Raw genomic sequence first — 24,458 nt, forward strand, 5'->3', positions numbered from 1 at the left:
CTTCGTGTGGGACGACGACGAGACGCCCACCCAGCTCGACGTGTCCGCGGCGGTGCCGTGGCGCAGCGGCACGCCGCGGGTCACGGTGAAGATCTACTCGGTGAACGGCCAGGAGCTGGTGACCCTCTTCTCCGGCGACATGGGCGTGGGGGAAAATGTCGTCTCGTGGTCGGGCACCGACAGTTATGGGAGATCTGTATCTTCTGGCACGTATTTCTGTAAGCTCCAGATGGACGATTGGAGCGTCACCAGGCGCCTGGTCTACATCCGGTGATCTTGGTCCGATTCGGTAACTGAAACAGATTTCCGGGCTTGCCCACGTTTTTTCCTAAACACCTGAATACGGGGTCTAATCCTAGGTTTTAAAGCGATTTATGGTCATGTCCCATCCCACCGAAAGCTATTTTTGCCGAGGTTCCGATGGCTAATCACACTATCGGACCAAAATAATGTGATAGTTTTGTTTTTTTTGATAGACAAGTCCTCGGGGCCCATCGTATTATACATCACGTCAGCGGTAAAAATTTGTAGTAACGTACACCTTTGCGCTGCCCAAGAGTGATTTTTTGCTTGGGGGTATGATTGTGGAAGAAAGACTTGAGGCGTTGCAGGAGCCTTGGACCTCCTTCGTGATTGAGTTTCCGACTTATCCGAAGCAGATGGTCCACGGGCGGGAGGAGAGTCAGCGGATTCTCTTTCTCTGCCCGCAGGCCGAGGCCAACCCGACGGAGTTGTGCCTGGCCCTGTTCGGCTCCCAGATCCTGATGCACAGGTTGCAGCAGGGTGAATCGACGGAAGCCCTGGCTTCCGCCGGGTTCATCTTCGTGTACGCGGCCGAGACGCCCAATGCATTGCGGAACGTCCTGGCCCGTTACAAGCAGATGACCAACGCCCCGGTTCTGGTGTCCCAGAAGTCCAACGTGGTCAAGACGGCCCATTTCGTGACGGAATTCCTGAACCGGGTGACGGCTCCCGCCTTCAGCCAAGGGCGGACCCTGGCCGACAACCCCGGTGCGGGCATGTCCGTGGGCGCGATGGACCCGGCCATGATGCCCCTTTCGGGCGACGAGGACCTGTGGACCGACGCGCTGCCCGAGATCGTCCTCGTGGACGAGGAAGGCAACACGGTGCACGCGTCGCACAACCTGCAGGATTATCGGGCCGAGTACGCCTGCCGCTATGTGCTGGCGCATTTCTCGGAGAACATCAATCGCGACAAGATGGCCGAGACGGTCAACCTGTCGCCCGGCTACTTCTCGAACCTGTTCCGGTCCGAAGTGGGCATGAGCTTCTCGGACTACCTGATCCAGGTGCGGGTCGAGAACGCCAAGAGCCTGCTCCGGCGGTTCGACCTCTCGGTCGATGCGATCAGCCGCAAGTGCGGGTTCAACAGCCTGGCCCACTTCTCGCGGACCTTCAAGGACCGCTGCGGCCTTTCGCCGCTGAAGTACCGCAAGAGCCCCCACGCCACGGCGTGATCCGGGGCCGCGCGGCGGCCGGTCTGTCAGGCCAGATCAAGAAAAAGGCCCTTCCCGTCGAGTCGGGGAAGGGCCTTTTCTTTTGCCGACGTGGCTGCGTCGGCCATTGCCGGGCTAATGCCCGAAGTGGATGGCGAAGACCGTCAGGTCGGCCAGGTTGAGGATACCGTCGCCGTTGAAGTCGGCGCAGCGGTTGTAGACGCCGGTGGAGTAGAGCCCGGCGAACGCCGCCAGATCGGACAGATCGACCCGGCAGTCGGCGTTCAGGTCGGGCGACACGATCAGCGGCACCACCGCGAGCTGGAATCCGGCCACGTCCACGAAGCTCGCGCTGCCGGCGCAGCACGCCCCCATGGGCGCACTGAACTGCACGATGCCGGTCGGGCCGGACACCGCCGAGAACACCGAGACGCCGTTGCACGCGACGGGACAACTGCCCCCGAAGACCATGGTCAGCGCCTCGTTGGGACACGGCACCGCAGCGGGGTCCCGCAGGACGGCGCTGTAGGTGATGTCGCCGCTGGGGCAGACGGTCATGATCTGGGGGAACGTGCTCGTGGCGGGGCTGGCGCACTGCGCCCGGGCGATGTCGGCCAGGAGAAGCGGCACACCGAGGGCCGCGAGGGCGAACAGGAAGAGGGAGAATCGTTTCCTGGTCATGATGATTCCTTTCGAGCGAGGTCAGAGTGATCCGGGGGACGGAAGGTCCGGCCCCCCAGCCGGACTGTTGCTTCACCCTGCTGTCATGACGATATTGGACGCCGCCGGGACCGTCAATACAGGATGGCCGGACCCCGAATTCGCGACTGCCGACCGCCGCCCCCGAAAGGCCCCCGCCCTTGGCCCTGCTTTCGCTCCAGGACGCCCACTTCGACTACGGGCGCGAGAAGATCCTGCGCGGGGCCAACCTCGCCCTGCAGCCGGGGGTGAAGTGCGCCCTGGTCGGGGCCAACGGCGCGGGCAAGACCACGCTGCTGGCCCTGATGACGGGTGAACTCGCGCTGCACGGCGGCGTGCGCCAGTTGCGGGGCAAGGTCGAGGTGCGGCACCTGCGGCAGGAGTCGGAGCTGGGCGCGGTGCCGGGCGGCGGCGCGGATGCCGGCACCGGCCTGCGTGCCGTCGTGGCCGCCCACGCCTTCACCCGCGAACGGGAACTCGAGCACCGGCTCGAGGTGCTGAACGGCGAGATCGCCGCGGCCGCTGCCGCCGACCAGGCTGCGCTCGTGGTCGAACAGGGGCGCCTGCAGGAGGAGTTCGAGCGCCTCGACGGCTACACCATGACCGCGCGGCTCGAGTCGGCCCTGCGCGGCGTGGGCCTGCGGCCCGCCACCTGGGACACGCCCGTCGACCGGCTCAGCGGCGGCGAACGGCGGCGTGCCGCCCTGGCCCAGGTGCTGCTCAGCCGCGCCGACCTGCTGCTCCTCGACGAGCCCACCAACCACCTCGACCTCGACTCGTGCGAGTGGCTCGAAGGCTTCCTGGCGACGTACCCGGGGGCGGCCGTCATCGTCTCCCACGACCGGCACTTCCTCGACCGCGTCACCACCCGCACCCTGCATCTGGACCGCGGCCGCGTGGTGAGCTACTCGGGCAACTACACCTTCTTCGACGCCCAGAGCACCCTGCGTTTCGAGCAGGACCTCGCCGCCTGGGAACGCCAGCAGGCGAAGATCCGCCAGACCGAGGAGTACATCCGGCGCAACATCGAGGGCCAGAAGACGAAGCAGGCCCAGTCGCGGCGCAAGCAGCTCGAGAAGGAGGAGCTGCTCGAACGGCCCTCGACCGAGCCGGGCCAGTTCCGCTTCCGCCTCGAGCCGGTGCGTCCGAGCGGCGGCACGGTGCTGGAAACGGCGGGCCTCGGCAAGCGGTACGGCGAGCGCACGCTGCTGCACGACCTCGACCTGCACGTGTCGCGCGGCGACCGGGTGGGCATCATCGGGCCCAACGGCTGCGGCAAGTCGACCCTGCTGAAGATGATGGCCGGGCGCGTGGTGCCCGACGCCGGCACCGTCGTGACCGGACACAACGTCGACCTGGGCTACTACGACCAGGACCTGAGCGGCGTCTCGGACCACAACACGGTCCTGGCCGAGATGATGGCCGTCGACCCGCGGGCGACCATCGGCGAGCACCGCTCGTTCCTCGGCGCCTTCGGCTTCGGCGAGGACCTCTTCGACCGGCAGGTGAGTGCCCTGAGCGGGGGCGAGCGCGGCCGGTTGTCCCTGCTGCGGCTCATCAAGGAGGGGCACAACACCCTGCTCCTGGACGAGCCCACCAACCACCTGGACATCCGCAGCCGCGAGTCCCTCGAGGCGGCCCTGCGGGAATTCGACGGCACCATGGTCGTCGTCTCCCACGACCGGCGCTTCCTCGACAAGATCGTCGACCGGCTGGTGGTGTTCCCGTCGCCGGAGGAGGCGACCGACGGCACCGTGCGGGTCTTCGACGGCAACTGGGCCGACTGGGTGTGGAAGCGGGGCCAGGAGCGGCAGGACGCCGCACCGGCGGCCGCGAGACCGGCGGCGAAGGCGGGGGCGACCCCGTCAGCCCCGGCCGCGGGCGAACGCGGCGGGGCCCTGAGCAAGAACGAGCGGCAGCGGCGCCAGCAGTGGATCGCCGCCGCCGAAGAAGCTATCGTGGCGCTCGAGACCGAGCAGGAAACGGTGCTGGCCGCCATGGGCCGCCCCGACCTGGACAACGAGCGCCGGGTCGAGCTGGGCCGCCGCTGCACCGAGATCGAGCAGGAGATCGCCGGCCACCTGGCCGACTGGGAAACGTGGAGCCTCGAACTCGAGGCCGGCCGGGAGGTCGACGGCACGTGAGCACCCGCCAGAAGGAAGTCGCCGGCTTCGTCACCGAGCGGCCGCGCGAGCGCGCGGTCATCGTCGGCGTGCACCTGCCCGACGCCTGGGCCGGCGGCCTGGGCGGCGAGGCCGACCTGCCCGAGCTGGCCCAGCTGGTCGACACGGCGGGAGCCGACGTGGTGGGGGAGGTCGAGCAGCGGCGGCACCGTCCGGCGCCGGCCACCTTCCTGGGCAAGGGCAAGCTCGAGGAACTGAAGGAGCTCGTGGGCGAGACCGAGGCCACCCTCGTCGTCTTCGACAACGACCTCTCGCCCGCCCAGGGCCGCAACCTCGAGAAGCTCCTCGACGTGAACGTGCTCGACCGCACCGAGCTCATCCTGGACATCTTCGCCAACCACGCCGACTCGCGGCAGGCCCGGCTGCAGGTGGAGCTGGCCCAGCTGCAGTACCTGCTGCCCCGCCTGACCCGGCTGTGGTCGCACCTCGAGCGGCAGGCCGGCGGCATCGGCACCCGCGGACCCGGCGAGACCCAGCTCGAGACCGACCGGCGGCTGCTGAACCGGCGCATCGCGGCGCTGCAGCGGTCGCTGAAGGAGGTCGAGACCACGCGGCAGACCCAGGTGCGGTCGCGCGACAACGTCTTCAAGGCGGCGCTGGTGGGCTACACCAACGCGGGCAAGTCGACCCTCATGAACGCCATCACCGACGCCGACGTGTACGTGAAGGACCAGCTCTTCGCGACCCTCGACGCCACGACGCGCCGCGTCGAGACCGACGAGCGGCGGCGCTTCCTGCTGACCGACACCGTCGGCTTCATCCGCCGCCTGCCGCACCACCTGGTCGAGAGCTTCAAGGCCACCCTGCAGGAGGTGCGCGACGCCGACCTCATGGTGCACGTGGTCGACGCGGGCCACGAGGACCCGGAGCACCAGATCGCCTCGGTGAACGCGGTGCTGCGCGACATCGTGCCGGCCGAGAAGGCCACGCTGATGGTCTTCAACAAGATGGACCTCGTCGACCGCGAGCTCGTGGCCAACCGGTTCGGGCGCGCCTATCCGGGCGCCGTGTTCGTGTCGGCCCGCGACGCCGACGGCCCGGCCGCGGTGCGCGACGCCATCCTGGCCCGCGTGCTCGGCGGCGAGATGATCCGCACGGTGCGCGTGCCCCTGCGCAACCTGGGCTGCCTCGGCCGCTTCCACCGCACCGGCTCGGTGCTGGAGCAGGAGTTCGAGGGGACGGCGTGCCGGGTGACGCTGCGCCTCTCGGAGGAGGAGTTCAACCGGCTGGTCTCCCGCGAGGGGGCCGAGCCGGTCGACGACGGCGCGCCGGGCGCCCCGGCCTGACCGCCGCGGGCCCTGCGGGCCCGGCGCTTGCACGAGCTTCCTTTAGCGACCATCCGCCCCGAATTTCCATGCATTCCGCCAGCCCCGTCCGGGCCGGTCGTTGCGCTTTGCCCAGCCCCGTGGCCCCGATTCCCCGTAACCCCCCGTAGTCCCTCGTTTTCGCCCCCGCAGGGGCGGCATGGACCTTGCTGGAAAAAACCTGAAGAAATGTGCCCGGCGGCCGATAACAGGCAGAGAAACGCCGTTTTCAGGACCAGAAACAAGGGATCGGGGGACCGGAACCATGTTGTTGCCCACGCTGGCACCCGGCGGCCGCGCCCGGCAGAAAATGCCGTCGCGCCGCGGTTTCACCATGGCCGAGATGATGGTCATCATCGTCATCGTCGGCATCATGGCGACCGTCGCCGCCCCGCCGCTTTTCCGCTACGTGCAGTCGAACCGGCTGCAGACCGGCGTCGACCGTCTGGCCGCCGACCTGCAGTACGCCCGGTCGCTGTCCATCGCCAACAGCCAGATCCTGCGCTTCTCCGCCGACAACGCCGGCTACCAGCTGACCAACCCCAACTCGGGAGTGGTCATCCGGCAGCGCGACTTCGAGCACGGCGTCGCGCTCGACCTGGACGTGACCGCGGACTTCTACCCGTGGGGGATGGCCGACGCGCGCGTCTTCAACATCACGAACGGATCCGGCACCCGGCAGGTGAACCTGCTGCCCACCGGCATCGTGGAGGTGCACTGAGACATGCTGCGCAAGCTGAACCGCCAATGGCGCCGCTGCCTGGCCCGGGGCCGCGTCCCGGGTCGCGAGGGCTTCACCCTCGTCGAGATCCTGATGGTGCTGCTCATCCTCTCGGTGGGGATCATTCCCGTCGCGATGATCCAGCACCGGGCCCGTCGCGAGGTGACCGAATCGGACAAGTACACCGAGGGGATCATCGTCGCCCAGACCCAGCTCGAGCGCATCAAGGGGATGGGTTTCGGCGCCGCCGCCCCGGACAGCGGCGACGTCGGCAACGTGCGCTGGGTCGCCCAGATCAACAACGTCGCCTTCGGGCTGGACCGCGTCGTCGTGACGGCGACCTGGCAGAACGAAGGGGCCCAGGAATCGCTGACCGTGACCGACCTCATGTCGATGCGCTAGAGGAGCGAGGAGAGAGATGATGAACACCTTGCGCAGGATCCTGGCCGGCCCGGACCGCCGCGGCCTGACCCTGATCGAGCTGATGGTCTCGCTGTCGATGTTCGGCATCGTCGTGGGCGTCGTGTTCGGCTTCATGGTCAACGCCCGGGACAGCTACTCGAGCACGCGGGAGAAGGTGCAGTACCAGCAGGGCATGCGCGCGGTCATCAGCCTGATGACCCGCGAGCTGCGCTCGACGGGATGCGACCCGACCAGCGCCGGCTTCGAGGCCTTCGGCATCGCCACCACGACGGCCCTGCAGTGCCGCGCCGACCTGAACGGCGACGGCGACGTGACCGACGTGGGCCCCGACGAGACGGTGACCTACGCCTACAACGCCGGCACGGGCGAGCTCGTGCGGGCCGACGGCTTCGCCGCGATGACGATCCTGCGGGGCCTGAACGACGTGCGCTTCACCTACTACGACCAGGCCGGCGCCGTGCTCGCGGCGGTGCCCCTGAGCGCCCTCGACCGCGCCGCCGTGCGCTTCGTGGAAGTGACCCTCGACGGCCTGAGCGACCGGGGGGAACCGGTCAACTACACCGCGCGCATCGCCCTGCGCAACAGCTAGGCGACCCGCGGAACGGACAATGCGAACCCCAAGCGGCCCGCCGGCGGCGGGCCAGGGAGCAACGGAAATGGAACAGACCCGACTGGACCGCGAAGGCTTCGCCATGGTCACGACCCTGCTGATCGTCCTCGTGCTGGGCATCCTGGCCGTGGGCGTGGTGTGGATCGCCACCTCGGAGAAGAAGACGTCGTTCGCCGAGGGCGTGCACGTGGCGGCGGTCTTCGCGGCCGACGCCGGCGGCGAGGCCGGCATCAACTTCATCCGGGTCTCGGACTCGCCCCCGTCGATCACGGACTTCGGCACCATGGCGGTGCGCAACCAGGGCGAGACGGTTCTGGAGGGATCGCAGAGCTACTCCTACAACGCGACGTTCCTCCAGCGGCGGATGAAGCCGGGCTGGGGGCTGGAGTACCTGGACTACGACTACCGGATCGGGTCCCTCGGCGAATCGGGACAATCCGGCAGCAGCGGCGTCGACGTGGTCGTCAGCCGGCTCTACAAGGAAGGCTACTGAGCAGGATGGAACTTTCACGGGGGAAACGACGAGGCAGGAGGGACCCCGGGGTCCCAACGGCGGCAGGAGTCGATAACATGAAGAACGGTAATTTCAATTCGAAACGGGCCTCCGGCCGGTCGCTGCTCGTCGGCGCCGCGCTGCTGGCCCTCGTGGTCCCGCTCGCGGGATTCGCCCAGGACGCGTGCGAGATCCCCTTGTTCGTGAAGCAGAACCTGGTCGGCGCGAACGTCATGATCATGGCCGACAACTCCGGCTCCATGAACGAGGCGACGTATCACCTCGACTACGATTCGCACACCACGTACTCGGGGAACTTCAACACGACGTCGACCTACTTCGTCTCGAAGAACAGGGTTCTCGAGCCGAACGACTTCAACTGGTCGTTCCCGTCGTCGCCCTCGGCTTCCCTGGTCTGCTCCGACAACGGCGAGGACGGCCGCTACAGCGGCAACTACCTCAACTGGATCTACTTCCACGCCACGCCCGAACAGCGGGCCGCCATCCCGCAGGTGACGCGGATCCAGGTGCTGAAGGAGGTCCTGTCCGAGATCATCCAGCGCTCGGCGCGGCTCGACTTCGGCCTCACGGTCTTCAACAACAACAACGGCGGCAACATCATCGGCAAGTGCGGGGTCAACCACACCTCGCTGCTGGCCCAGATCGCCGGCATCACGGCGAACACCTGGACGCCCCTGGGCGAGGCCGCCGAGACGGTGCTGGACTACTTCGCCTACGACGGCCCGGACGCGGCCATCCAGGTGCCGTGCCAGTACAACTTCCAGATCATCGTGACCGACGGCGAGCCCACCATGGACCTCGACGTCAGCGGCTACCTGCAGGACGCCGACGGCGACGGCCGGGACCCGGGCAACTGCGAGAGCATCGGCTCGGACCTGTCGAACAACTACGACTGCAGCGACCACCTCGACGACGTCGTCTGGTGGATGCAGCACCGGGACCTGCGTCCGGACATGGACGGGGACCAGAACGTCGTGACCTACGTCGTGGGCTTCCACGAGAACATCCAGCTCCTGCAGGACACGGCCGACAACGGTGACGGCCTGTTCTTCTACGCGGAGAACGCCGTGCAGCTCGCGCGCAGCATCGAGTACGCGGTGCAGGACATCCTGCGGCGCATCTCGGCCGGTTCGGCCGTGGCCGTGGTCTCGACCGAGCGCGGCACCGACGACCGTCTGTATCGCGGCAAGTTCATGCCCATCGACTGGGACGGCTATCTCGAGAGCTACGCCCTGCCCTACAGCGACGGCGACGCCGCCGTCTGGGAAGCCGGGCAGATCCTGGCCGACCGCAACACCCCGCGCCGGATCTTCACCGGCCTGGGCGACACCGAGTACCCGTTCGACGCCGGCAGCGCCGACAACCTGAAGGCCGCCATGAACATCGCCACGGTCGAGATGGCCGAGATGGTGATCGACTGGGGCCGCGGCGAGAACGTCGCGGGCCTGCGCGACCGGCGCGGCTGGGTCCTGGGCGACATCGTGCATTCGACCCCGGTGGTCGTCGGCGCGCCCAGCGACTTCGTCGTCTCCGAGAGCTACCAGGAATTCCAGGCCGCCCACGCGGGCCGGGACAAGATCGTGTACGTGGGATCGAACGGCGGCATGCTGCACGCCTTCGACGCCGTCAGCGGCGACGAGCGCTGGGCGTTCGTGCCCGAGTTCGCCCTGCCCGCCTTCGAGGTCATGGCCGACTCGTCCTATTGCCACAAGTACTCCTGCGACCAGACCGTCTCGGTGAAGGACTTGCTGATCAACGGCGCCTGGCGCACCGTCCTGATCGGCGGCGGGCGCGAGGGCGGTTCGAGCCTGTTCGCCCTCGACGTGACCGCGCCCGACTCGCCGAGCCTCATGTGGCAGGTGAACCTGCCCAACGACAAGACCTTCCACTCCGAGGTCGAGATGGTGGTCATCGGCGGCTCGCCGGTGGCGCTGGTCGGCAGCGGCCTGGACGTGGATACGGGCGAGGCCCTGCTCTACGCGTACGACGTGCGCGACGGCGCCTTCCTCGGCGAGCGCGTCCTGAGCACCACCACGAAGTCGCGCAACAAGGCCACGCGCCCGGCGCCGGTCGACCTGAACCTCGACGGCAACGTCGACGTGATCTACATCGCCGACCACCTCGGCAGCCTGTGGCGCTTCGACACCGCGAACAGTCCGGACCCGTCCGGGTGGCACAAGACCGAGCTCTACGCCGGCGACGACCAGATCACGGCCGACCCGGTGGTCGCCTTCGGCCCCAACGGCAACGTCTTCGTCTACTTCGGGACCGGCGCCTACATGGAGGACACCGACATGGTGACCGTCGAGCAGCAGTACTTCGTCTGCGTGTTCGACGACAACTCGGGCCAGACCTACGACAAGGGGGATCTCCGCAACCAGACCAGCACGATCAGCGACGTGACGTCGGACAACGGCTGGTACGTGGCGCTGTGGAACCAGGAAGGCGAGCGGGTGACCGAGCAGGCGGTGGTGGTGGCCGAGAACGTGATCTTCACGTCGTTCGCGCCGACCCTCGACGCGTGCGTGGCCGGCGGTTCGTCGTACCTGTACCAGATGCGCTACGACGACGGCGGCGTGCCCGACTACGAGGACATGGAGGATCCGGAGGACCGCTCGGTGGATCTCGGCGAGGGCATCGCCTCGTACCCGGTGGTCGACCTGACGGAAGGCACCGTCGTGGTGCAGTCCAGCGACGCGAGCATCAAGGTCCAGCCGATCGCCTCGCTCTACCAGCGCCTGCAGGTGCGTTCGTGGCAGGAGAGCTACGACCACGTCGCCCCGGTGACGCCCGCCGACGGGCAGGTGCAGTGATGTCCTGGAACGTGACGAAGAACATGAGAATCCCTACAGGAGGACGAACCATGAAGCGATTCGTCGGCGCCGGATTGGCGCTGGTCCTGGCCATCGGCGTGCTGGGTGCCCCCCACGCCGAGGCCGGGTTGTTCAGCAAGAAGAAGCCCAAGCGGACCGAGAAGCCCGAATGGATGAAGGAGCCCCGGCGTTTCGAAGACACGCCCCGGATGAGCTTCGTCTCCGGCGTCCTGCAGCAGGACGGCTGGACCGGGTGGAAGGTCGGCGAACTGACGCTGCAGTTCGCCGAGAACTGCCGGTTCAACGAAGGCGCCAACCAGATCCGCGAGCTCGATCCGGGCAAGGAGGTCCTGGTCATGGGGCCGCGGATCGGTTCGACGATCGTCGCCTGGTCGGTCCGGGTCAAGACGCCCGAGTACCTGGTCGCCAGGAACACGAATCCGGAGGTCCGGCTCAAGCCGAGCGACGCCAATCCGGATTGCGGCGAGATCATCAGCTCGCCCCGCTAGAGCAGCCCATATCGCATGGACCGGCCCGCCCCGGGGGGCGGCGGGCCGGTATCCTCAAAATCAAGGATGACACGATGGTCAAGAGGGGATGCCGCCGTGCTTTGCACCCGGCAAAAAGGGGACTTTTCCTATCGTTTTAGTGGTTGGAGCGCTGTTCGCCCTGACGGCAACGACCGCCTCGGCCGGGCAGTGCGAGATTCCGCTGTTCATCAAGCAGGGGATGGCCAGCGCGAACGTGATGATCCTGGCCGACAATTCGCTGTCGATGGACGAGATCATGTACGACGACCGCTACGATCCGGACGTGGTCTATGCCGGCAATTTCAGCACCGATGCGACCTACTACGTCCGCAGCAGCGGGCGTTACACGCCCTCGAGCTTCAACCGCCGCTGGCCGACGACGCCGTCGGCGAACCTCGTCGCCAGCAACTACGTCGGCAACTACATGAACTTCATCTTCTTCGCCCTCGACGACGTGCAGCGCCTGACGATCCCGACCTCGACCCGCATCGAGGTCCTGCGCGAGGTGCTGACCGACCTGGTCGACCGTTCCGAGCAGCTGAAGTTCGGCATGACCGAGTTCGACGGCGACCAGGGCGGCAAGATCATCGCCGAGTGCGGCGCGGATCATGCCTATGTGCGCAGCGAGATCGCCAACATCACGAGCCGTTCCTACACGCCCCTGGGCGAGGCCATGGAGACGATCCTCGACTACTTCGCCGACAGCGGGTCGAACGCGCCGATCCAGGACACCTGCCAGTACAACTTCGTGATCGTCGTGACCGACGGCCTGCCCACCCGGGACATCGACGTCAGCTCCTATCTCGTCGACGCCGACGGGGACGGCAACGATCCCGGCAGCTGCAGCAGCCTCGGCGCGCCCTACGGCAACAGCTTCGACTGCAGCGACCACTTCGACGATGTGGCCTACTACATGGCCCACAACGACCTGCGGCCGGACATGGACGGCATGCAGAACGTGTCGACCTACGTGGTCGGCTTCAACGTCAACGCGCCGATCCTGCACGACGCCGCGGTCAACGGCCAGGGCCTGTACTTCCACGCCAACAGCGCCGCGGCCCTGCTCGGCAGCATCGAGTACGCCATCCAGGACGTCCTGCGCCGCATCTCGGCCGGTTCGGCCGTGGCCGTCGTCTCGACCGAGCGCGGCACCGACGACCGCCTGTACCGCGGCAAGTTCATGCCGCTGGACTGGCACGGCTTCCTCGAGAGCTACGCCCTGCCGTACGTCGACGGCGATCGTCCCGTCTGGGAGGCCGGCGACCTGCTGACGAACCGGCGGACGCCGCGCGAGATCTTCACCGCGCTCGGCGACCGGCACTACGACTTCGACACCGGCTCGGCGCCCGACCTCAAGGCGGCCATGAACGTGTTCACGGACGACGAGGCCGGGCGCATCATCGAGTGGGCCCGCGGCAACGACGTCGCCGGCAAGCGGGACCGCCAGGGCTGGCTGCTCGGCGACATCATCCACTCGACGCCGGTGGTCGTCGGCCCGCCCAGCGGTTTCCAGCCGACCGAGGCCTACCAGAACTTCCGCACCGCCAACGAGAACCGGCGCAAGCTGGTCTACGTGGGCGCCAACGACGGCATGCTGCACGCCTTCGACGCCGAGAGCGGCGACGAGGCGTGGGCGTTCGTGCCGGAGTTCGCCCTGCCGACCTTCGAGGTCATGGCCGACTCGGGCTACTGCCACCGCTACTCCTGCGACCAGACGGTTTCGGTGCAGGACATCAAGGTCAACGGCACCTGGCGGACGATCCTCGCCTCCGGCGGCCGCGAGGGCAGCGCCGCCATCTACGCCATGGACATCACGGCGCCCGACGCGCCGGAGGTGAAGTGGCAGGTCAACCTGCCTAACGGCATGACCTTCCACTCGGAGATCGAGATGGTCTCCATCGGCGGCACGGCCGTGGCCCTGGTGGGCAGCGGCCTGGACGAGACGGCCGGCGAGTCCTGGCTCTACGCCTACGAGGTGTCCGACGGGACCCTGCTCGGGAGCGTGCTGCTGAGCCGTGATCCCGGCGGGCGGAATCGGACCGGACGCCCCGCCGTCGTCGACCTGAACCTCGACGGCGAGACGGACCTGATCTACGTCGCCGACATGCTCGGCAACGTGTACCGCTTCGACACCGGCGGTTCGGCCTACCCGGCGGACTGGCGGGCCAGCGACCTGTACCGGGGCACCCAGGAGATCACGGCCGACCCGACCGTGGCCTTCGGCGAGAACGGCGCGGTGTACGTGTACTTCGGCACCGGCGCCTACGTCTCGGACCCGGACATGCTGAACACGGATCAGCAGAGCTTCGTCTGCGTCTTCGACCGCCATTCGGGCGAGACCCTGACGCGGGGCGACCTGACGAACCAGACGAACAGCATCCAGGACATCGGCAACGACCGCGGCTGGTACGTGAACCTGTGGAACGGGACCGGCGAGCGGGTCACCGAGCAGGCGGTGGTCGTGGCCGAGACGGTGATCTTCACCTCGTTCGCGCCGAGCAGCGAGACCTGCGCCGCCGGCGGCGAATCGTGGCTCTACCAGATGCGGTACGACAGCGGCGGCATTCCCGACAACGAGGACATGGAGAATCCCGACGACCGGTCGGTCAGCGTCGGCGAGGGCATCGCCTCGTACCCGGTGGTGGACCTGACCGGCGGCGAGGTCGTCGTCCAGTCGAGCGATGCGAGCATTTCCGTGGTGCCCATCGCCTCGGGCTACCAGCGGATGGCCGTCCGCTCGTGGCAGGAGCGCTTCGACGTCGTGGTGCCCCCGCCGGCCGACGGCACCCAGACCCCCTAGCGGGCTGTTGAAAAACTCATTCGGGTACCCGGTGCGCCTGGCCGGGCCGAGATCAAGGCGCGATTCCGCCGCCGTAGCCGTAGCTACGGCAAGGGATCGCAACGCGGAGATCGGCTTGGCCAGGCGTACCGCGTGCCGGGAGGAGTTTTCAACAGCCTGCTAGGGCGGACCGGCGTCGCCGGAGCCGGTCGCCAGCAGGCGCGCCAGCTCCTCGACCCGGTCGCGCTCGTCGGCGGACAACCCCCGCAGCCCGCGCGCCCGATCCAGGGCGTCGCGGGCTGCGTCGTTCCGTCCCTGGCGGTACTCCAGCAGGGCCAGGTTGAACCACCCGTTCACGTACAGCGGATAGTCGCGCACGAGCCCGGTGAGCAGCTCGCGGGCGCGGTCGGGCTCGCCCGTCTCGGCGCACAGGGAGGCCAGGTTCGAACGGATGCGCTGGTTGCCCGGGGCGAGCGCGTACGCCCGCTCCATGGCGCGTCTGGCCTCGTCGAGGCGCCCTTCGCGCTGCAGCACGAGGCCGCCCCGGAACCAGGGGTAGCTCCACTCGCGGTCGAGGGCCGCGGCGCGCTCGTAGGCCGCCACCGCCTCGCGGGCCGCGCCCATTTCCTCGCGATTGCGGCCGATGCGGTAGGGGATGAGCCGGTTGGCGGGCGCGCGGCGGGCCGCCTCCTCGAGCAGCCGGATGGCCCGCTCCCGCTCGCCCAGATCCTCCAGATAGAGCGCCAGGTGGTAGGGCGTGTCGGCCAGGCCGGGCCGGACCTCCTCGGCCCGGTTGCCCGCGGCCATGGTGGCCGCCAGGTCGCCGCGCTTGCTCGCGCGCGAGGCCTCGTGCAGATGCACCTGCCACAGCACCTCGCGCTCGTCGAGGGCGCCCCAGCGGGGCCACAGGGCGAGCACCAGCAGCAGCCCCACGGGCAGCCAACGGCGCCGGGCAGCCGGCTGCGTGGCGACGGCCCACAGCCAGGCCGCCGCCGACAGGGCCAGCAGGGGCGCGATGGGCTGCCGGTAGCGGGCCGTGGGGAAGAAGGGCAGCAGGCTGAGGAAGTAGCCGCCCACGAAGACGATCACCACCCACCGCGCGCGGCGCGGGAGCAGCGCCAGTCCGGCCAGGCCCAGGGCGCTGAGCACCACGTAGGGCACCGGCAGCAGGCGCAGGGCCGTGAACCGGGTGCGGTAGTAGTCGTAGCTGACGATCTGCGGCAGCTCGTAGCCGTTCCAGAAGCGGTAGATCTTGCGGGCGTAGTGGGCGGGCATGCGGCCGAGGTTCGCGCGGAACTCGTCCCAGGCCCTGCGGGTGAGGATGCGCGAAACCTCCGAGCCCTTCAGGTCGCGGCCCAGTTCGCGTTCGAGGGTGGGCTCCATGCTGGGGTCGAACTCGGCCTGGGCCTCGTCCATGACCGGGGCGAAGAGTCCGCCGTAGTCGGCCTGCTGTCCGATGAGCAGGTTGACACCGCCGTTGCTGGTCAGCAGCACGAAGTCGTCGGCCACGACGAGATTGCGCAGGGTGACGGGCGCGAGCACGAGCAGCCCGCCGGCCAGGGCCAGGGCACCCAGGCGCAGCACGCGGCGGCGCGGCAGGGGGGCGGGCGTCGCCTCCCGCAGCAGCACCGGCAGCGCCGGCAGCAGCAGCAGCACGTTGCCCCGGGCCAGGCCCGTCAGGCCCACCGTGACGCCGAGCACGAACCATGTCCGGTCGCCGGGCGCCCGCACGGCCCGCACCGCCTGGCGGGCGGCCAGCAGGAACAGGGAGGTGACGAGGGTGGCCATGAGCAGGTTGCCGGCGTAGAACACCGGCGCGCCGTAGAAGGCGAAGAGGGCGGCGGCGAGCAGGGCGACGGCGCGGTGGGGGGCGGCCGCGTCGTCGTCGCCGGTGTCCGGCGCGAGGGCCTCGCGGGCGAAGCGGTGCAGCCACCACACATTGGCCAGGGAGAGGGCGAGCTGCAGCAGCAGCGGCGCCTGGCTGCCCACGCCGAAGATCACGTACACCACGGCCAGCAGATGGGGGTACAGGGGGCCCATCCAGTAGGTCTCGTGCCAGCCCCAGTCGCCGGCCACGAGGCGGGCGGCCCACTCGTGGTAGGTCTGGCTGTCGAGCAGGGGCACGGCGGCCAGGTCGGTGCCCTTCAGCTCGAACCAGAACCACGCGCGCAGGGCGGCGGCCGCCACCAGCAGGGCGATCAGCAGCCGGCGTTCGCGGTCCACGGTCACGGCCTAGTTCCGGGCCACGCCCGGGTCGGCCGGCAGGGGTGTGTGCAGGCGGATCCGGATGAACTCGTTGTCGTCCGGCGTGCGCGGGGGACGGCGGCCCGAGCTCATGGGGAAGTTGTTGTCGTTGGCCACGAGGAGGGTCGCGTCGTCGAGCACGACCAGGCATTCGGGCGTCACGAAGGGGAGGGCGAAGTGCTCGCCCAGGCCGATGGCGCCCCGCTCGCGACGGGTCAGGTGCCGGTCGTCGGCGATGTTGAGCAGGTCGCAGACGAGCATCTTCTGCAGGAAGCCGGCCTGGTCGACGCGGCCCAGCTCGACCCGGTAGATGCGCTTGACCACGGCGTCGCGGCCTTCGGCGGTGTCGCGTTCGAGCACGAGCAGGTGGCGGTCGTCGAAGGCCTCGAGGGAGGCGAGGGAGATGTCGGGCCCGTCGGCCAGGTACAGCCACGAACGTCCGGTGAAGTTCCGGTGGGCCGGATCGAACTCGAGGATGACGCGGCGGCCGCCGACCGGGTCGTCGCGCAGGCCCTTCTCCACCGCGGCGTAGATGCGCGTGCCGGAGCGGTTCACGGCCAGGCCCTCGATGCCGCCGCTGCGGGGCTGGTTGGCCAGGCCGTCGCGCATGTCGTCGTGGCGCATGCCGCGCAGGTCGCGGTGGTCGGGCGTGCGGTAGTAGGGCGAGCCGCGGGCGTAGTCGCGCAGGGCCGGCACGATCGGCACGTCGACGGGCTTCTCGAGCACGGTGCCGTCGGGCCCCACGTGCACCAGCGAGGGGCCGAATTCCTCGCCGATCCAGAAGGTGCCGTCGGGCAGGGGGGCGCACGATTCGGGATCGAGGTCGGCGCCGGTCAGCAGGCCGCTGCTGTCCGCATGGGACAGGGGGAAGGGCAGCACGCGGCCGGGATCGCGGATGTCGACCACGCCGCGGACGGCGACGGTGCCGGCGTCGAAGTCGAGGGCGAGGCGGTACCAGCGCAGGGGGTAGTCGGGGCTGTTCGCTAGGGTGCCGAAGCCGTTGTCCTGCAGGGCGAGCCAGTCGCCGCCCGGCAGCGGCACCAGCGAGCTGAAGCCCTGCACGGGAGGCGAGGCGAAAGGCGGCGTGCGGCCGTTGATCTCGCCCTCGAGGGCCGTGCCGACGACGGGGCCCGGGGCGTAGGTGTCGGCGGGCAGCACGGCGTACCCGGTGAGGGTGGCCAGGGCCGGCTCGGCGGGCGCCGGCAGGTCGCTGCTGCAGGCGGCGAGCACGAGCAGCAGGGCGGCGAGCAGGGATCCGGCCGCGAGGGATACGGGGAAGGCGCGGGGCATCGGCACTCCAGCACGGGAACGTGACGGCGGGGCGGAGACGACATAGTAACAGTCGTCGGACGAATTACCAACGGGAAGGCGGGGGGGCGGGTTGCGGTCGAGCGGTCAGCGGAACAACGCCTTGACCGCCCCGAAGCTCGCGGCCTCGACCGCCACCGGATCGAAGCCGAGCAGGGCGTTCAGGGTGGCGAGCAGGCTCGCCTCGTCGAAGAGGATGCGCGCGTAGCGCAGCACGCCCTGCCGGTCGATGATGGCGTTGTAGGGCAGGCCGCCGGCCACGGGGAACTGGGAGAAGAGGTCCCAGTTCGGCGACAGGACGATCTCGTAGGTGACGCCCTGCTGGGCCGCCCAGTCGGCCACGAGCCAGGCCGGCTCCTGCATGTCGATGGCCAGCACCGTGACGCCGTATTCGGCGTAGACCCGGTGGATGTCGTTTTCGAGGATCGCCGCCTCGACGTTGCAGCCGGGGCACCAGGTGGCGAAGAAGTTGATCAGGACGATGTCGCCCGCGAAGTCGGACAGGCTGACGGGCTCCCCCGCAAGGTTGTCGTAGGTGAAATCGTTCACCACGTCGCCCAGCTGGTAGGCGGCGGCGGACCCCGGCACGACGGTCGCGACGCCGGCGCAGAGCAGGGCGCCGAGGACGAAAACCCGGGTGGAAGCAGCGGATGGGGCAAATAGACGGCTCAAATCGGGCACCTGCCTCCGATTGCAAAAGGGCGCAAATCGCCTGTCAGCAGTCATTATAGGACAATTCGGGTCTTTTGGGCAGGGGGTGCGGCAAAAAAACGTCCAGCCCGCCTTGACACCCGGAGAAACACGGCACTATCATTCCGCCCTGCTCGCGCCTAGGCGCGGTCTGCTATCCGTGCCGACCCCAAGCCTGGTCCCCCCGGACGAAAGCTCAAGGCGGCTATCGCAGGACTTCTTCATCGGGGGGGACATGGATTGCACAAAGGGCACCATCTCCTGATCGACTGCCGCGATGTTCCGCGGGAGTTGTGCCTGGATGACCAGCGGTTGCTGAACGCCATGGCCGACGCTGCCACCAAGGCTGGCGCCACCGTCGTATCCCAGATTCGCTACAAGTTCGGCCAGGACAGCCCTCCGGGTTGTACGGCCGTCGTCATGCTCGACGAGAGTCATTGCTCGGTGCACACGTACGCCGACGCCGGCCTGGTGGCCATGGACGTCTTCACGTGCGGCAGCACCGATCCGATGGACGTGTGGGAACACCTGCGCGCCAGTCTCGATCTGCGCAACGCGACGATCCGTATGGTCGGTCGGTTCGAGACCGCCGACGTCCTGGAAGCCCGCTAAGTGCGTCCGGACGGCATCCCGATGCTGTTCGGATGCCGCGGCGCCCGTCTGACGGTCCGGGCCGGTTGACCGGTCCGGACCGTGGTCCAACCCCGGAGGGTGGTTCGTGATGGCCAAGTACGACGACGACTACGACAACGACAACGACAAAGAGGACTTCGACGGCGACGACTTCGACGGCGATGACTTCGATGACGACGACCTCGACGACGACGACTTCGACGACGATGATTTCGACGACGATGACGACGACTTCGAGGAAGACTTCGACGACGAGTTCGAAGACGATCGTTGAGCGTGTTTCCCCATCTGCATGACGACCCGGGCGCCTTCGGTGGCCTGCCCGAAACGCCGGCATTCGCGTCGGCGCGTTTCGCCGTGCTGCCCATTCCCTACGACGGCACCTCGACCTGGCTGAAGGGCGCGGACCGCGGTCCGGACGCCCTGTTGGCCGCGTCGGCGAACATGGAGCTGTACGACATCCGCACCGCCAGCGAGCCCTGGCGCGAGGGGATCGTCACCATGGCGCCGGTGACGGGTCACGAGGCCCCCGAGGACATGGCCGCCGCGGTGCGCGCCACGTGCGCCGAACTGCTGAAGGCCGGCAAGACCGTCGTCGGTCTCGGTGGCGAGCATTCGGTCACCATCGGGCTGGTCGAGGCCCACGCCGATGCGCATCCCGGCCTGCAGGTGCTGCAGTTCGACGCCCACGGCGACACCCGCGACGAGTACGAGGGCAGCCGCTACAACCACGCCTGCGTCATGGCGCGGGCGGCCGAGCGGTGCGCCTGCACGCGGGTCGGCATCCGCAGCATCGACGCGGCCGAGGCGAAGAACATGGATCCCGAGCGGACCTTCTTCGCGCACCGGTTCGCGGCCACGCCCGACCAGATCGACGCCGTCGTGGCGACCCTCGATCCGGCGCGGCCCGTCTACATCACCATCGACCTCGACGTGATCGATCCCGCCGAGATGCCCTCCACCGGGACCCCCGAGCCCGGCGGGCTGAGCTACGAACAGCTCGTCCGATCCCTCGACGCCGTCTGCGCGAAGCGGAACGTCGTGGGATTCGACGTCGTGGAGCTCCTGCCCGACGACCGCAACCCGGCGCCCGACTTCCTGGCCGCGCGCCTGGTTTATCAGTTGATGGCCTTTCTCGGCCGCAAGTAGATCTGAGGTAAGCCCAGTGCAGAAGTCCGAACTGCTCAAGGACGTCGTGCGCCACGTGGACGCGACCGCGTTCGACGCCCGTCCCATCATCCAGGCCTACGGCGACATGGCCTTCCAGGCCCGCAACCTGGCCAGCGCCGCCGACATCGCCAACCGCATGCTGCGGGACCGCGACTGCGGCGTCATCCTGACCCTCGCCGGCTCCCTGTGCAGCGCCGGCCTGAAGGACGCCATCGCCCTGATGATCGACAACGACATGGTGGACGCCGTCGTCTCGACCGGCGCCAACATCGTCGACCAGGACTTCTTCGAGGCCCTCGGCTTCAAGCACTACCAGGGCGACATCCACGCCGACGACCAGGTGCTGCGCGAGCTGGCCATCGACCGCATCTACGACACCTACATCGACGAGGACGAACTGCGCGTCTGCGACATGACCATCGCCGACATCGCCAACTCCCTCGACCCGCGCGCCTACTCGTCGCGCGAGTTCATCAAGGCCATGGGCAAGTACCTGGACGACGGCAACCTGAAGGCCGAGCACTCGATCGTGCACTCCGCCTACAAGAAGGGTGTGCCCATCTTCTGCCCGGCGTTCTCCGACTGCAGCGCCGGCTTCGGCCTGGTCCACCACCAGTGGAACCGCGAGAAGTACCTGACCATCGACTCGGTGGCCGACTTCCGCGAGCTGACGCAGATCAAGCTGAAGATCGGCGAGACGGGCATCCTGATGCTGGGCGGCGGCGTGCCGAAGAACTTCACCCAGGACGTGGTCGTGGCCACCGACATCCTGGGCGAGGAGACCCCCATGCACAAGTACGCCATCCAGTTCACCGTGGCCGACGAGCGCGACGGCGCCCTGAGCGGCTCGACCCTGCGCGAGGCCTGCTCCTGGGGCAAGGTCGACACGGTGTACGAGCAGATGGTGTACGGCGAGCTCAGCCTGGCCTTCCCGCTGCTGGTCAGCGACCTGTACCACCGCGGCGCCTGGCGCGAGCGGGGGGAGAAGCGGCTGGGGGAGATGCTCTAGGGTTTCCGTTCCGGATGTTGAAAGAAGAAGGGCCGGCGGTGCGCCGGCCCTTTCTTCATGTGCGCGGGGTCGCGCCTACTTCGGACTCGGTCCGTACTCGTTGCTGCCCGGCACGCTGTCGAGCACGCAGAAGTACAGCACCACCAGGTTCACCAGCGGCACGAACATGCCGATGACCCACAGGCCGGGCTTGCCCGTGTCGTGCAGGCGGCGCACGGTGACCGCGAGCAGCGGCACCAGGTAGATCAGCGAATAGATCCAGCTGATCAGGCCGAACGAGCCGAAGGCCGTCTCCAGCATGGCCAGTCCGAACGAGACGAAGAAGTTCACCAGGATGAACATCCAGAATTCCGTGCGGCGGGCGCGCCCGCTGAAATCGTTCCACTTCTTCCAGGCTTGAATGTACCAGTTCATGGATCTCCCTTTCTCCGAACCGGATGTCGTCGACGAGGCTACCGGGCATCATCGCCCAAATCGCCGGGAGATTGAACTCAAAACTCGAGGGCGATGAGGGCCGGCGCCGCGCTGTCCACGGTGAGGAAGGACCGCGTGTCCACCACCAGCTTCTCGTGGTCGACCCCGAGGGTGAAGTGGCCCGACCACCTGGCATGCCTCAGCGAGTGCTCGTGGAGGCGCATGGCGCCGCGGGGGCAGTCGATCGACGCCTTCAGGTGGGCGGCCGCGCACTGGATGACGGCCTGCAGGGCGTGGGCGGCGGGCGTCCCGATGCCCGACGAGTGCCACAGCCCCTCGAGCACCTCGTGGCTCTCCCACCAGTAGCCGGCGTTGAAGAGGTCGATGCCGAAGAGGTAGTGCTCGCAGCAGCGCCAGTCCGCCGTGTTCAGGTCGGGCAGCTTCGGGTCGGGCAGGCCGAACGAGTGGCCCTTCGGGTCCCGGATGGGATGCGGCGTGAATCCCGGGACATGGCGGTAGCCGGGAAAGGGCCGTTCGGTGTATCTTTTTGTCGGCCTGACGATTTCAGGGTCGCCCATCATGGCTCCGCGCGTGATCCCTGGGTCGGGATTGGGGGGCCGGCGCCACGGCGCCGGTGAGGATCCTGTTCCGAGGTGACCATGATAGAGTTATTCGACCGCGTGTACAACTGCGCCCATCGCGGCGCTTCCGGACACGCCCCCGAGAACACCCTCGCCGCCCTCGAGCTCGCCGTCCGCCTGGGCGCGGACATGGCCGAGATCGACGTGCAGCAGACCGCCGACGGGCAGCTCGTGGTCTTCCACGACGACACCCTCGAGCGGACGAGCAGCGGCCGGGGGCCCCTGGCCGAACGGACGCTGGCCGAACTGCGGGCCCTCGACGCGGGGACCTGGTACGGCGAGCGCTTCGCGGGCCAGCGCATCCCGACGCTGGTCGAGGCCGTCTCCCTGGCGCGCGGGCGCCTGGCCCTGAACATCGAGCTGAAGGCCGACGGCAACGTCAACGGCCTGCTCGACCGCCTGCGGGCCGTCGTGCGCGACGAGGACTTCGCCGAGTCCTGCGTCGTCACCAGCTTCGACCACGCGCTCGTCGACGAGTTGGCGGCGTCGGCCCCGGACTTCGCCGTGGGCTACATCTGCGGCGAGGAGGGCCTCTGCGACGGGGTCTTCCGCGCGAACGTCGACCTGCTCAGCCTCGAGAAGAGGCTGGTCGGGCCGGCCGAGATCGAGTTCGCCGTGGCCGCGGGCCACGCCGTCCACGCCTGGACGGTGAACGACGCGGCCGCCATGAAGTCGCTGCTCGACCTCGGGGTCGGTGGCGTGATCACCAACTATCCCGACCGCTTCCCGACGTCGCGCACCGGCCCCGCCGGTTGACAGCAACGCCAGAAGAAAGGCCGACTCCCTTGACCAGCACCGATACCCTCCCGGGCGACGACCTCGCGGGTCGTCGCCGGTTCCTCGGCTTCACCGTCGGCTACTGGATGCTGAACATCATCGAGATGTTCGAGCGCCTGGCCTACTACTCGGTGCGCAGCGTCGTCGCCATCTACATCATGCAGGCCGACGACCCCAACGGGCTGCACCTGACGGCCGCGGACAAGGGCACCATCTACGCCTTCTGGTTCGCCTTCCAGTCGATCCTGCCCACCTTCACCGGGGGCTTCGCCGACCGCTACGGCTACAAGAAGTCGCTCTTCGTCTCGATCACCCTGAACGTGATCGGCTACATCCTGATGGGCGTGCTGCGCTCGTACACGGGCTTCCTCTGCGGCGTGATCGTGCTCGCCACGGGCACGGCGTTCTTCAAGCCGTCGATCCAGGGCTCGCTGGCCCACAACGTGACGAAGGACAACTCGTCGCTGGGGTGGGGCATCTTCTACTGGGTGGTGAACGTGGGCGCGGCCATCGCGCCGGTGATGGCCAACTTCGTGCGCACCGACCTGGGCTGGCAGGCGCTCTTCTTCATCGCGGCCGGCGTCATGAGTTTGAACTACCTGATGCTCTTCACCTTCCGCGACTTCCAGAGCGGTGCCGACAAGACCGAGGGCATCGGGCGCGTCTTCCTGCGCACGATCCGCAACCTGGGCGACATGCGCCTGGTGACCTGGCTGCTCATCATGAGCTGCTTCTGGCTGATGATGTACGCCCTGTGGGACCTGCAGCCCAACTTCGTGACGGACTGGAACGACTCCTCGGACGTGGCCGCGCTCATCGACAAGGTGCCCTTCCTGCCCGACGGCTGGACGGTGGAGACCGACCGTGGCCACCAGGTGCCCCAGGAGCTCCTGATCAACATCAACGCCGTGCTCATCGTGCTGCTGGTGATCCCGGTCTCGAAGCTGGCCGGACGCTTCCGCACCCTCGAGGCCATGGTCGTGGGCATGGCCATGGCCACCGCCGGCGTGCTGGTGGCGGGCCTGACGACCATCGGGGCCATCTTCCTGGTGGGCGTGGCCTGCTTCAGCTTCGGCGAGATGCTCACCGGCCCCAAGAAGAGCGAGTACCTGGGCCTGATCTCGCCGCCGGGCAAGAAGGGCCTCTACCTCGGCTACGTGAACATCCCGGTGGGCATCGGCGGCCTGGTGGGCGCCAAGATCCAGGGCTTCGTCTACGGCAACTTCGGCGAGAAGGCGGTGCTGGCCCAGAAGTGGCTGGCCGACCAGGCCGGATTCATGGCCGGACGGACCTGGAACGGCGACGTCGCCACCCTCGACGCCGCCACGGGCGTGGCCCGCACCGACGCCTTCGCCCGCATGCAGGAGGTCTCCGGCCTGGACGCCGTCGCGGCCACCGACCTGCTGTGGCACACCTACCATCCGGGTCCGAACGTGTGGTTCCCCTTCGCGGGCATCGGCGCGGCGGCGATCATCGCGCTGGTGGTGTTCGCGAAGATGGCCCGCCGCTGGAAGGATATGGACGCCTAGGCGGCGATCG

23 protein-coding genes are annotated in these 24,458 nt (G+C 68.3%); 17 read left to right on the plus strand and 6 right to left on the minus strand.

Annotated features, from left to right (window positions below; all coding sequences use genetic code 11):
* Together KDM41_04215 and KDM41_04220 are read left to right on the plus strand one after the other, a co-directional pair.
* On the plus strand, positions 1-274 hold a 274-nt coding region (locus KDM41_04215; GenBank protein MCB1182616.1), incomplete at its 5' end, for a T9SS type A sorting domain-containing protein.
* Between the two features lie 385 nt (positions 275-659).
* Positions 660-1,478 carry a helix-turn-helix transcriptional regulator gene (locus tag KDM41_04220; protein MCB1182617.1) on the plus strand — a complete coding sequence of 273 codons (819 nt, stop codon included), beginning with the start codon at positions 660-662 and terminating at the stop codon, positions 1,476-1,478.
* Positions 1,479-1,592: 114 nt separating this feature from the next.
* Here the strand turns inward: KDM41_04220 and KDM41_04225 are convergent, their stop codons facing one another.
* The gene (locus KDM41_04225; GenBank protein ID MCB1182618.1) at positions 1,593-2,138 is read right to left on the minus strand and encodes a hypothetical protein; all 546 of its coding nucleotides are present in this window, start codon (positions 2,136-2,138) and stop codon (positions 1,593-1,595) included.
* A gap of 179 nt (positions 2,139-2,317) precedes the next feature.
* Between KDM41_04225 and KDM41_04230 the strand changes: the two genes are divergently transcribed.
* The 9 genes from KDM41_04230 to KDM41_04270 all read left to right on the plus strand — a co-directional run bounded on the left by KDM41_04230 (position 2,318) and on the right by KDM41_04270 (position 14,054).
* Positions 2,318-4,300, plus strand: coding sequence for an ABC-F family ATP-binding cassette domain-containing protein (locus KDM41_04230; protein ID MCB1182619.1), 1,983 nt, complete (start codon positions 2,318-2,320; stop codon positions 4,298-4,300).
* Positions 4,297-5,625, plus strand: a complete 1,329-nt coding sequence (hflX, locus tag KDM41_04235) for a GTPase HflX (protein MCB1182620.1) — start codon at positions 4,297-4,299, stop codon at positions 5,623-5,625. Before KDM41_04230 ends, hflX begins: the two co-directional genes overlap by 4 nt.
* 283 nt (positions 5,626-5,908) lie before the next feature.
* Complete coding sequence (locus KDM41_04240; GenBank protein MCB1182621.1) at positions 5,909-6,364, plus strand: GspH/FimT family pseudopilin; 456 nt, start codon at positions 5,909-5,911, stop codon at positions 6,362-6,364.
* Between the two features lie 3 nt (positions 6,365-6,367).
* Positions 6,368-6,766: a prepilin-type N-terminal cleavage/methylation domain-containing protein gene (locus tag KDM41_04245; protein MCB1182622.1), complete on the plus strand. Its 399-nt coding sequence runs from the start codon at positions 6,368-6,370 to the stop codon at positions 6,764-6,766.
* A gap of 16 nt (positions 6,767-6,782) precedes the next feature.
* A complete protein-coding gene (locus KDM41_04250; protein MCB1182623.1) occupies positions 6,783-7,376 on the plus strand; it encodes a prepilin-type N-terminal cleavage/methylation domain-containing protein in 594 nt (197 codons plus the stop codon).
* A gap of 67 nt (positions 7,377-7,443) precedes the next feature.
* Positions 7,444-7,890, plus strand: coding sequence for a hypothetical protein (locus KDM41_04255; protein MCB1182624.1), 447 nt, complete (start codon positions 7,444-7,446; stop codon positions 7,888-7,890).
* A gap of 77 nt (positions 7,891-7,967) precedes the next feature.
* Positions 7,968-10,724, plus strand: a complete 2,757-nt coding sequence (locus tag KDM41_04260; protein ID MCB1182625.1) for a PQQ-binding-like beta-propeller repeat protein — start codon at positions 7,968-7,970, stop codon at positions 10,722-10,724.
* A 50-nt stretch (positions 10,725-10,774) separates the two neighbouring features.
* Complete coding sequence (locus tag KDM41_04265) at positions 10,775-11,233, plus strand: hypothetical protein (GenBank protein MCB1182626.1); 459 nt, start codon at positions 10,775-10,777, stop codon at positions 11,231-11,233.
* A 220-nt stretch (positions 11,234-11,453) separates the two neighbouring features.
* Positions 11,454-14,054, plus strand: a complete 2,601-nt coding sequence (locus KDM41_04270; GenBank protein ID MCB1182627.1) for a PQQ-binding-like beta-propeller repeat protein — start codon at positions 11,454-11,456, stop codon at positions 14,052-14,054.
* Between the two features lie 159 nt (positions 14,055-14,213).
* Here KDM41_04270 and KDM41_04275 read toward each other — a convergent pair whose 3' ends face one another.
* From KDM41_04275 to KDM41_04285, 3 genes are all read right to left on the minus strand, one after another.
* Positions 14,214-16,262: a tetratricopeptide repeat protein gene (locus KDM41_04275; protein MCB1182628.1), complete on the minus strand. Its 2,049-nt coding sequence runs from the start codon at positions 16,260-16,262 to the stop codon at positions 14,214-14,216.
* Between the two features lie 3 nt (positions 16,263-16,265).
* A complete protein-coding gene (locus KDM41_04280; GenBank protein ID MCB1182629.1) occupies positions 16,266-17,567 on the minus strand; it encodes an esterase-like activity of phytase family protein in 1,302 nt (433 codons plus the stop codon).
* A gap of 105 nt (positions 17,568-17,672) precedes the next feature.
* Positions 17,673-18,257 (minus strand): TlpA family protein disulfide reductase, encoded by a 585-nt coding sequence (locus KDM41_04285; GenBank protein MCB1182630.1) that lies wholly within the window; start codon positions 18,255-18,257, stop codon positions 17,673-17,675.
* A gap of 258 nt (positions 18,258-18,515) precedes the next feature.
* On the opposite strand from KDM41_04285, the gene speD reads away from it, so the two are divergent.
* The 4 genes from speD (at position 18,516) to KDM41_04305 (ending at position 21,087) form a co-directional block, all read left to right on the plus strand.
* Entirely contained in the window at positions 18,516-18,887 is a 372-nt protein-coding gene (gene speD / locus KDM41_04290; GenBank protein ID MCB1182631.1) for an adenosylmethionine decarboxylase, read from the plus strand.
* Positions 18,888-18,993: 106 nt separating this feature from the next.
* Positions 18,994-19,182 carry a hypothetical protein gene (locus KDM41_04295; protein ID MCB1182632.1) on the plus strand — a complete coding sequence of 63 codons (189 nt, stop codon included), beginning with the start codon at positions 18,994-18,996 and terminating at the stop codon, positions 19,180-19,182.
* 14 nt (positions 19,183-19,196) lie between these two features.
* Positions 19,197-20,057, plus strand: coding sequence for an agmatinase (gene speB, locus KDM41_04300; GenBank protein MCB1182633.1), 861 nt, complete (start codon positions 19,197-19,199; stop codon positions 20,055-20,057).
* 16 nt (positions 20,058-20,073) lie between these two features.
* Complete coding sequence (locus KDM41_04305; GenBank protein MCB1182634.1) at positions 20,074-21,087, plus strand: deoxyhypusine synthase; 1,014 nt, start codon at positions 20,074-20,076, stop codon at positions 21,085-21,087.
* A gap of 75 nt (positions 21,088-21,162) precedes the next feature.
* On the opposite strand, the gene KDM41_04310 is transcribed toward KDM41_04305, so the two are convergent.
* Positions 21,163-21,501 carry a DUF805 domain-containing protein gene (locus KDM41_04310; GenBank protein ID MCB1182635.1) on the minus strand — a complete coding sequence of 113 codons (339 nt, stop codon included), beginning with the start codon at positions 21,499-21,501 and terminating at the stop codon, positions 21,163-21,165.
* 77 nt (positions 21,502-21,578) lie between these two features.
* Positions 21,579-22,082, minus strand: a complete 504-nt coding sequence (locus tag KDM41_04315) for a DUF309 domain-containing protein (GenBank protein MCB1182636.1) — start codon at positions 22,080-22,082, stop codon at positions 21,579-21,581.
* A gap of 78 nt (positions 22,083-22,160) precedes the next feature.
* Here KDM41_04315 and KDM41_04320 point away from each other — a divergent pair, with 78 nt between their 5' ends.
* Complete coding sequence (locus KDM41_04320; GenBank protein MCB1182637.1) at positions 22,161-22,898, plus strand: glycerophosphodiester phosphodiesterase; 738 nt, start codon at positions 22,161-22,163, stop codon at positions 22,896-22,898.
* Between the two features lie 29 nt (positions 22,899-22,927).
* Entirely contained in the window at positions 22,928-24,448 is a 1,521-nt protein-coding gene (locus tag KDM41_04325; protein ID MCB1182638.1) for an MFS transporter, read from the plus strand.
* Positions 24,449-24,458: the final 10 nt, after the last annotated feature.

The organism is bacterium, assembly GCA_020440705.1.
Classification (GTDB): Bacteria; Krumholzibacteriota; Krumholzibacteriia; order LZORAL124-64-63; family LZORAL124-64-63; genus JAGRNP01.